We start from the raw sequence: 7,599 nt of genomic DNA, 5'->3' as shown, positions 1-7,599 counted from the left end.
CGCAAGCACCCTTGACGCGCTTGGCCACTATCAGGAGTCTGCCGACCTGCACCGGCAGACCCTCACCGACCACGAGCAAGTCCTTGGCCCCGACCACCCCCACACCCTCACCAGCCGCAACAACCTCGCAAGCACCCTTGACGCGCTTGGCCACTATCAGGAGTCTGCCGACCTGCACCGGCAGACCCTCACCGACCACGAGCAAGTCCTTGGCCCCGACCATCCCGACACCCTCACCAGCCGCAACAACCTCGCGGCAGCACGCGCCCAACGGCGCCAGTGGCCTTGGCAACGCACCCGGCCCTGACCACGAACCGAAATCAAAAGGACAGGCACGACGGCCTCCGTCCCACACGCTCTGACACACGCCTGCGAAGTTGAGAAGCACCTACTCAAGGGCCAGAGCATGGGCGCCGTGATACGGGAGAGTCGGGTAGTGAAGGTGCGCAGGAACACCGAGCTGCCGACAGCAGGTCGACCAGCGGTCGCTGATGACGGTGTCGTCGATGAGACCGCCTTCGTCCCTTCACTCGCCGTGGTCACAGAGGCGCATCACTCCCCCGATATAAGTCGGTGAGGCTCCACGCGGGACGGACTGGTGCCCCGCGTGGGCGGAGACGGGCCGTCAGCTCTCGGATGGGCGTGGAGCGCCGGCGCGGTTCGTGGTGGCTTTACCGCGGTAAAGGTGTCCGAACTCAGGCCTGCGAGAATCTTCCTAACGTGTCGTTAGTGATGTTGATGTTGAACGTTAGTAAGGTAGCCCGTATGAGTTCTCCAGCCGCCTCGAACGACCGCGAGAAGGTCGTCTCCAAACTGCCGGGATGGCTCCGGCAGAACCTCAAGGTCAGAGCAGCCCAACACGGAGTCGAGATCCAGGCTGCGGTCGAGCAGGGCATCAGGGCGTGGATGTCCCTCGCCTCCGCCCCGGGCTCCGTCGACACCACAGGAGCCGATTCCTTCTCCACCTTCCTCCCCCACGGCCAGTGGAAGGAGTTCCGTCAGATTGCCTCTGACCGCCGTCTGTCGCTGACCCAAGGCCTCGCTCAGTCGGTGCAGCTGTGGCTGGAGAAGAACCCAGCCCCCTCTGTGCAGCGTGCGAAGCACCCCCGCCGCCGGGTGGTGTGCAACCAGAAGGGTGGGGTGGGTAAGACCGCGGTCACGGCTGGCCTGGGCGAGGCTTTCGCCGAGGACCCTGAGACGCTGAGCCCCGTGCGGATCTCCAGGCACTTCGCCGCGCAGCTGACCGAGAGCGAGCAGGACGACCCGCTGGCCGTCGAGGACCTTCCCGGTCTGGGACGGCGTACGTTGCTGGTTGACTACGACCCGCAGCGCCACCTCACCAAGCAGCTGGGGCAGGACGAGATCCCGATGGACTCGGACGTCGACAGCCTGAGCAAGCACATGTCCGGCGAGGCCAAGGGAGACATCCGGGACCTCATCGTCCCCATTTCAGACGACCGCTACGGCGGCCGCCTGGACCTGCTGCCCGGCTGCCAGGACGGCTTCCTGCTCGACGTGGCGCTGTCCAAGGTCCGCTTCCGTGAGGCCGCGCTCGAGCGGGCACTGGCTCCGATCGAACCCTTCTACGACGAGATCATCGTCGACTGCCCGCCGAGCCTTGGGCTCAGCATGGACGCCGCGATCTACTACGGGCGCCGCCGCGAAGAGGAGGCTGCCGGACAGTCCGGTCCGCTCATCGTGGTGCAGGCCGAGGACAGCAGCGCCGACGCCTACGACCTCCTCATCACCCAGATCGAAGACCTCCGCAACGACATGGGCGTCGAGGTCGACTACCTCGGCATCGTCGTCAACCTCTACGACCCGCGCCGCGGTTTCATCGCCACGTCCTCCCTCGAGGCGTGGATCGACATAAAGGACCCGAAGGTGATCGCCGTCATCGGTGATCTGACGGACCAGCGCAAGGCCGTCCGGGTCAAGCAGCCGCTGTTGACGTTCGCTCCGCGCGGCGAGCAGGCAGCGACCATGCGGGCACTGGCCAGGGAGATTTCATGAGCAGCCGTGTAGCCGACCAGCTGGGGACCGGGGCGTCCTTCAGCAGGACGCGGGGCGGTGTCAGCGCGCGCCGCCAGGCGGTCGCCGCCACGACCGGCGCCCCGACGACCGGCGCCCCGGACAGCCGCCTGCGCACGCTGCCGCTTGCCCAGCTGGTGCCCACCCGCTTCAACCCGCGCCGCAACTTCGGCACCGAGCAGGACTTGAAGGAGTTCGGGCTGCGGCTGGCCAAGAAGCAGCTGCAGCCTGCGGTGGCCGTCACGCGCGAGGCGTATCTCGAGCTGTGGCCGAGCGAGGCGGACAACGTCGGCGCCGCACAGTACGTTCTCGCCAACGGGGAGCGCCGCTACCGCGGCTCCAAGGCGGCGGGCCTGCCGACCCTCGACGTCGTCGTCGATGACGAGGTGGCCAAGTCCCGGGCCGACTTCCTGGACGCGGTCTTCTCCGAGAACGACGACCGGGAGAACCTCGACCCGATAGAGCGGGCCCTCGGCATCCAGACCATGGCTGAGGAGCTGGGCGGGAACGCGAAGGTCGCCGAGTACTACGGCAAGTCGGCGGGCTGGGTCACCCAGCAGATGTACCTGCTGAACCTCGTGCCCGAACTCCAGGCGCTGGTGAGCTCCGGCGAGCTGCCCGTGCGCGAGACGCGGCCGCTGGTGAAACTGCCTGCGGACCAGCAGCTTGCTGCCTGGGAGCAGCGCCACACCGAACGCCGGGAAGAGAAGGCCCAGCCACGGCCGCCGCGCGGTAAGAAGCCCCGGGACAAGGGCTCAGCCGAGGTGACGGCGGGGGAGTCACGGCGACAGGAGGGCTTTACCGCGGTAAAGGTCCAGCCGTCGGTCGGCGACGAGAAGGCTACGGACTCGGCCTTTACCGCGGTAAAGACCAGCGGTGCGGCACCGGCCGGGGGAGACGTCGTCGTTCCCGCGCAGGCATCCCAGCCGAACCCAGCCGAACCCATGACGCAGGAAGCTCCGGCACTGCCGTGGGGCGACCCTCTGTGGTTCGACCAACAACTCCGCAGGAACATGTCCGAGGAAAACCGGGACCGTCTGATCTGGCTGCTTCAAGCTCCGGATGAAGAGGACGAGCAAGACTGACGTTGTCCGCGGACAACACACTCAGCCCGCACAACAAGAGGCCCCGCCCCCGGCAGTTCCGGGGCGGGGCCTCTTGCAGGTCCTCAGGAAACCTCCTGATCGGTGAAGGAGAGCTGGAGGGCGGGGCGTTCTGTGCGGGGCGCGGGCGCCCGGGGCGGAGTCGGCGGCTCGATGCGGGCCAGGTCGGTGTCGGCGAGGATGCCGAGCTGCCCGGCGGCTGCCGTGCGGGCGGCGAGGGTGATCGAGCGGGTGACCCGGTGGTGGCCGTGGTCGATGCGCAGGTGGCACAGCTGGCAGGCGGCGAGGAGGTTTTCGTCTCGTACGTCTTCGGGGGTGTGGTTGAGGTGGGCGGTGGTGAGGCAGACCACGGAGCCGGTGTCGGGGTGGATCTGCTCGTGGACGGCGGGGCAGCGGACGCCGGGGTGCGCGAGGCCGCACTGGCCCGTGCACTCGCAGCGGCCGCCTGCCCGCTCGAAGCGGATCCGCGCGCTGATCTGGGGCCAGTCGCGCGGGTAGCGGTGGACGTTCTCAGGGCGGATCGGCACAGGGGCTCTCCGGCTAGTCGCCGTCGGCGGTCTGGCGTTGCTCGAATGCTTCGAGCAGGTCTGCGAGGTCGCCGGGGGTGTCCGCGCAGCCGACCCAGGCACCGGTCTCGGTCCACACCGGTATCTGGTCGGTGTCGGCGTCAATGTAGGAGACGTACGGGCCGTGGCGTTCCAGCATCGCGATGAAGGCATCCGTGTAGATGAGGGCGGGCTGGAGCAGCTTCAGTTCAGTGACGGCCAGGCATATCGGCTGGTGCGGTGTGCGGGGCAGCCGGAGGTGGCCGGTGACGCGCAGTCGGGCGCCGGGGGTGAGCTCGTGCAGGACCTGGTGCAGCGTCTTTGGGGAGGTGACGCTGCACGGCAGGACCATCTCGTCCGTCCGTTCGTCCGTGGGGGAGACCGTGAGACGGAATCGGGCGGCCGGCTCGTGCAGGCCGGCGGGCACGATCTCTTCTTCCAGGAAGCCGTCCAGCACGATTGCATCGGCGTCGCTCATGTCAGCTGGCCTTGGCGGTGGGGGCCTGGTGGGCGGCGTCGTACGCCTCGAGCACCGAGCGGCGGATCATGCCCGCGTCGGCGACCTGGTGGCCGTTGGCGCGCGCCCAGGCTCGGATCGCGGCGGATTCCTCGCGCGGGCGTCCGCTGCCGGGGCGGGGCCGGATCGCGGTGGGCACGACGGCAGGCGTGCTCGCGGCCGGACTGGCGTGGGGGTTCTTCAGCGCCCGCAGGTCCTCCTGCGCCTTCTCCAGGTCAGCCTTGAGCTGGGCGACGCGCTCGACGGCCTCGCGCTGCGCGTCGTCCGCGGCGCGCCGGGCGGTCAGCTCGGACAGGTCGCTGCGGACCCGGGCGGCCTTGTTGCGGATCCCGGCCGTGGGGTGGTTCTCAGCCCACGCGAGCAGCTGCTCCACCGGGGTGCCGTCCGCGTCGAACTGCCGCTGCTGGGTGGTGATGAGCGTGGTGATCTCGTCCTCGGACAGGCCGGTCGCCTTGGTGATCTCAGCCATGGCGTGGTCGGCGCTGTACATGGACAGGGCCATCGCCTCGAACGCGTTGGGCGCGGCGGCGGGGGGCTGTTCGGGCATGTCGGGCTCTCCTTCGGGGTCGGTCAGGAGGGGGAGGAGGGTGGTGAGGGTGTCGTCGTCGCCGGGCAGGCCGACCGCGTCCAGGAGGAGGACTAGGTCCTCCTTGCTGCGCGCGCGGCGGGCGACGGTGCGGGCCGCGGCAGCCTGCTGCTGAACGGAGTTGGGGTTCAGGGGCAGGCCCTCGGCGTCGAGGGCCTGCTGCCAGTCGGTGAACATCACGCGGCCGCCCTGGTCGACAGCGCGGCCTTGAGGACCTCCCGGTGCTGCGCCTGCCGGGCCGGGGTCATCGGCTCCTTCCACGGCTCGTACGAGGCGGGCCGGGTGGGGATGAGCTCCAGCTCCAGGCGGGCCATCACCCTCTCGCGGACGGTCAGCGGGGCGAGTCGGGCCGCTCGCTGCTGGTCGTGGCGGCGACGATCCTGTGCGGCGACGACGCCGACCCAGTCGTTCCCGAGGCGCCGCACCAGGTCCTTGCGGAGGGTGCTGCGCTCCCGGGCGGTGGTCGCCGCCCACACGCCGGTCGGGGTGAGCTCGCTGTTGGCCAGGGCCCACTTGAGGCAGCCGGTGACGATCGGGCAGCCGGAGCAGGCGAGCTTGGCCTTGGTGAGAGCCTTCTCGCGCTCGGCGCGGCCGGCGACGTCCTCGATGGCGAACAGCTTCGGGTCGTCCTGACAGCGGGTCGGGACGTCGGTGCGGGGGAAGGGGATCCGGTCGTCGGCGGCCACGGCCGTGATGATCGGGGTGCCGGCGTGTTGTCTGCTCATGACGGTGCCTCCGTGAGCTGCTGGGCGAGGTGGGGGAGTTGGGCGAGGACCTGCTCGAAAACGGCGAGGGGGACGCGCCACGGGCCGAGCTGTCCGTCGCACGGGACGGGCAGGGCCAGCGGGTGGACGTCGTCCAGGTCGACGTGGACGCGGTCGGGCTGTGCCCAGGGGCTGCACGGCTCGCCGGTGTCGGTATGGGAGCCGGTGATGCGGACGACGCCGAGGATCGCGCGGGTGGGCAGCTCGTGCCCGCGGATCGTGCGGGCCACGAGCGGGTCGCGCAGGGCGGCCCGGTCACTCTCGGCTCCGGCGTGCAGCAGGCGCCAGCCCGGCGCCCAGGGGCGGGGCCGGTTCTCCACGCGCTTGTCGCCGTGCAGAATGCAGGCCGCCCAGGGCTGTTTGATGGTGATGCCGCGGATGTGGTCCGGGGCGTACAGATTCGGCGGCGTCATGCGGCGGCTCCGAGCGTGCTGGTGCCGAGCCTCCCGGCGCGCCGGCCGTTGACGGACGGCGCGGTGGCGTGGGAGCGGTCGGCGAGCACGGCGCGGCCGGTGTGCTTGCCCGCGTACATCGCGGCGTCGGCGGCCCGGTGCAGTACGGACAGGTCCGTCGTGCCGAGGACGTCGGGGGAGGAGGCGCCGATCGACGCGGCGACGTCGACCAGGGCGCCGTGGTCGGTTTGAACGGGCTGGGCGAGCCGGGTCGCCAGCTGCGCGAGCCGGAGCTCGCGGCGGGCGGCGCCGATCCGTACGGCGGCGGCGAACTCGTCCCCTCCGAGCCGGCCGACCGCCCCGCGGCTGCCCGCCCAGGCGGTGAGGCGCTGCGCGGTGACGGCCAGGACGCGGTCGCCGTCGGCGTGCCCGCCGGGGCCGTCGTTGATCTCCTTGAAGCGGTCCATGTCCACGATGACCACGAGGGAGTTGTCGCCGTACCGGTCGGTGATCTGCCGGGCCTTGGCGGTGTAGCCGTCGCGTCCGAGCAGTCCGGTGAGCGGGTCGCGGCGGGCGGCGGCGAGCCGGCGGTGGAGGCTGACGGCGTGGACGGTCCAGCCGGTCAGCGGTATCGCGAGGCTGGTGATGAGTAAGGCGCGATTCCCCGCAGGGGCGTGTATGCGCACGGTGGAGGCCATACTGGTGGTTCCCTCTCGTCTCGTACGGGATGGGTGGCCCGAGGCAGGCGTCGGTTGTCAGGCCGTGTGCGTCTGCCTCGGGGCGTATCTACAGCTCGACGCTGTTCTTGCCGGTCCAGCTGAACGGGTTGGACCAGACGCCGGCCGTCGCCGCCCGCCAGTCCGGCTCCCATCCGTCACGGACCCCGCTCGCTCCCCAGCCGCCTTCCTGGCGGCCGGGGTTGGCGAGTCCGGCCTTCCGCGCGGCGAGCGCCGCGTCGTAGACCTGGTGGGCGCGGGCCAGGGCCTCGGCGGGCGAGGTGGCCCGGCCGGTGAAGACGTGCAGCCCGTGCAACTGCCGCTGCTGGTCGGTGCGGTGTATCGGGACGTCTACCTCGTAGAACTCCGGTATTGGCATGACGGTCCCTCTCCTTCCTGTGCTGGTCGTGGCGGAACACCGCGGCCGCCCCGGCTCAGAGGGCCGGGGCGGCACGGAGGAACGCCGCGTCCCTCGAGGAAGGCTCAGCCAGTCGTAGTGCTGGCCAGGATGTCGGCGTGGTCGAACGCGAGGTCCGGGAGCACGGTGAGGGGCCACCAGCGGGCGGCGGTGGCGTCGTCCCCGGCCGTCGGCTGGACCATCGAGGGCAGCGTGGCCTTGTAGGCGACGGTGACGTACTGGCCGCGCGGGTCACGGCCGGGGGAGTCGAAGACGCCCACGTGCCGCAGGTCGGCGGCCGGTACGGCGATGCCGGTCTCCTCGGCGAGTTCGCGCACGGCGGCTTCCAGGCTGGTCTCGCCCGTGTCCAGATGGCCGCCAGGCAGAGCCCACCGGCCCTTGAACGGGTCCCGGCCCCGCTCGATCAGCAGGATGTGGCCGGCGGCGAGCAGGACGACATCGGCGGTATGACGGATCGTCTCGTTGGTGCTCAAGAGGTGTCTCCTGGTCTCGGAGCGGAGCCCGGCCCGGGTGGCCGGGGAGGAACA

11 protein-coding genes are annotated in these 7,599 nt (G+C 70.5%); 3 read left to right on the top strand and 8 right to left on the bottom strand.

What is annotated here, in order from left to right:
* From ACZ6AA_RS40055 to ACZ6AA_RS40045, 3 genes are all read left to right on the top strand, one after another.
* The coding region (locus tag ACZ6AA_RS40055; RefSeq protein WP_471463429.1) for a tetratricopeptide repeat protein at positions 1-307 on the top strand (307 nt) is incomplete at its 5' end.
* A 458-nt stretch (positions 308-765) separates the two neighbouring features.
* Complete coding sequence (locus ACZ6AA_RS40050; RefSeq protein ID WP_471463427.1) at positions 766-2,013, top strand: ParA family protein; 1,248 nt, start codon at positions 766-768, stop codon at positions 2,011-2,013.
* The gene (locus ACZ6AA_RS40045; RefSeq protein WP_471463425.1) at positions 2,010-3,116 is read left to right on the top strand and encodes a ParB/RepB/Spo0J family partition protein; all 1,107 of its coding nucleotides are present in this window, start codon (positions 2,010-2,012) and stop codon (positions 3,114-3,116) included. The genes ACZ6AA_RS40050 and ACZ6AA_RS40045 overlap by 4 nt, the downstream gene beginning before the upstream one ends.
* Before the next feature lie 83 nt (positions 3,117-3,199).
* Here the strand turns inward: ACZ6AA_RS40045 and ACZ6AA_RS40040 are convergent, their stop codons facing one another.
* From ACZ6AA_RS40040 to ACZ6AA_RS40005, 8 genes are all read right to left on the bottom strand, one after another.
* Positions 3,200-3,661 carry a hypothetical protein gene (locus tag ACZ6AA_RS40040; protein ID WP_471463423.1) on the bottom strand — a complete coding sequence of 154 codons (462 nt, stop codon included), beginning with the start codon at positions 3,659-3,661 and terminating at the stop codon, positions 3,200-3,202.
* A 13-nt stretch (positions 3,662-3,674) separates the two neighbouring features.
* A complete protein-coding gene (locus ACZ6AA_RS40035; protein ID WP_471463422.1) occupies positions 3,675-4,157 on the bottom strand; it encodes a hypothetical protein in 483 nt (160 codons plus the stop codon).
* A gap of 1 nt (position 4,158) precedes the next feature.
* Complete coding sequence (locus ACZ6AA_RS40030) at positions 4,159-4,959, bottom strand: Lsr2 family DNA-binding protein (protein ID WP_471463467.1); 801 nt, start codon at positions 4,957-4,959, stop codon at positions 4,159-4,161.
* Positions 4,959-5,507 (bottom strand): WhiB family transcriptional regulator, encoded by a 549-nt coding sequence (locus ACZ6AA_RS40025; RefSeq protein ID WP_471463420.1) that lies wholly within the window; start codon positions 5,505-5,507, stop codon positions 4,959-4,961. Before ACZ6AA_RS40025 ends, ACZ6AA_RS40030 begins: the two co-directional genes overlap by 1 nt.
* Positions 5,504-5,959: an ASCH domain-containing protein gene (locus ACZ6AA_RS40020; protein WP_471463418.1), complete on the bottom strand. Its 456-nt coding sequence runs from the start codon at positions 5,957-5,959 to the stop codon at positions 5,504-5,506. The genes ACZ6AA_RS40025 and ACZ6AA_RS40020 overlap by 4 nt, the downstream gene beginning before the upstream one ends.
* Positions 5,956-6,636, bottom strand: coding sequence for a GGDEF domain-containing protein (locus tag ACZ6AA_RS40015; protein ID WP_471463416.1), 681 nt, complete (start codon positions 6,634-6,636; stop codon positions 5,956-5,958). Before ACZ6AA_RS40015 ends, ACZ6AA_RS40020 begins: the two co-directional genes overlap by 4 nt.
* Before the next feature lie 88 nt (positions 6,637-6,724).
* Positions 6,725-7,033, bottom strand: coding sequence for a hypothetical protein (locus ACZ6AA_RS40010; protein WP_471463414.1), 309 nt, complete (start codon positions 7,031-7,033; stop codon positions 6,725-6,727).
* A gap of 104 nt (positions 7,034-7,137) precedes the next feature.
* The gene (locus ACZ6AA_RS40005) at positions 7,138-7,545 is read right to left on the bottom strand and encodes an NUDIX domain-containing protein (RefSeq protein ID WP_471463412.1); all 408 of its coding nucleotides are present in this window, start codon (positions 7,543-7,545) and stop codon (positions 7,138-7,140) included.
* Between the last annotated feature and the right edge of the window lie 54 nt (positions 7,546-7,599).

It is taken from the genome of Streptomyces sp. NPDC040610, assembly GCF_055594065.1.
Note: the sequence above shows the minus strand (reverse complement) of the source record. Positions and strands in the feature narration are given on the sequence as shown.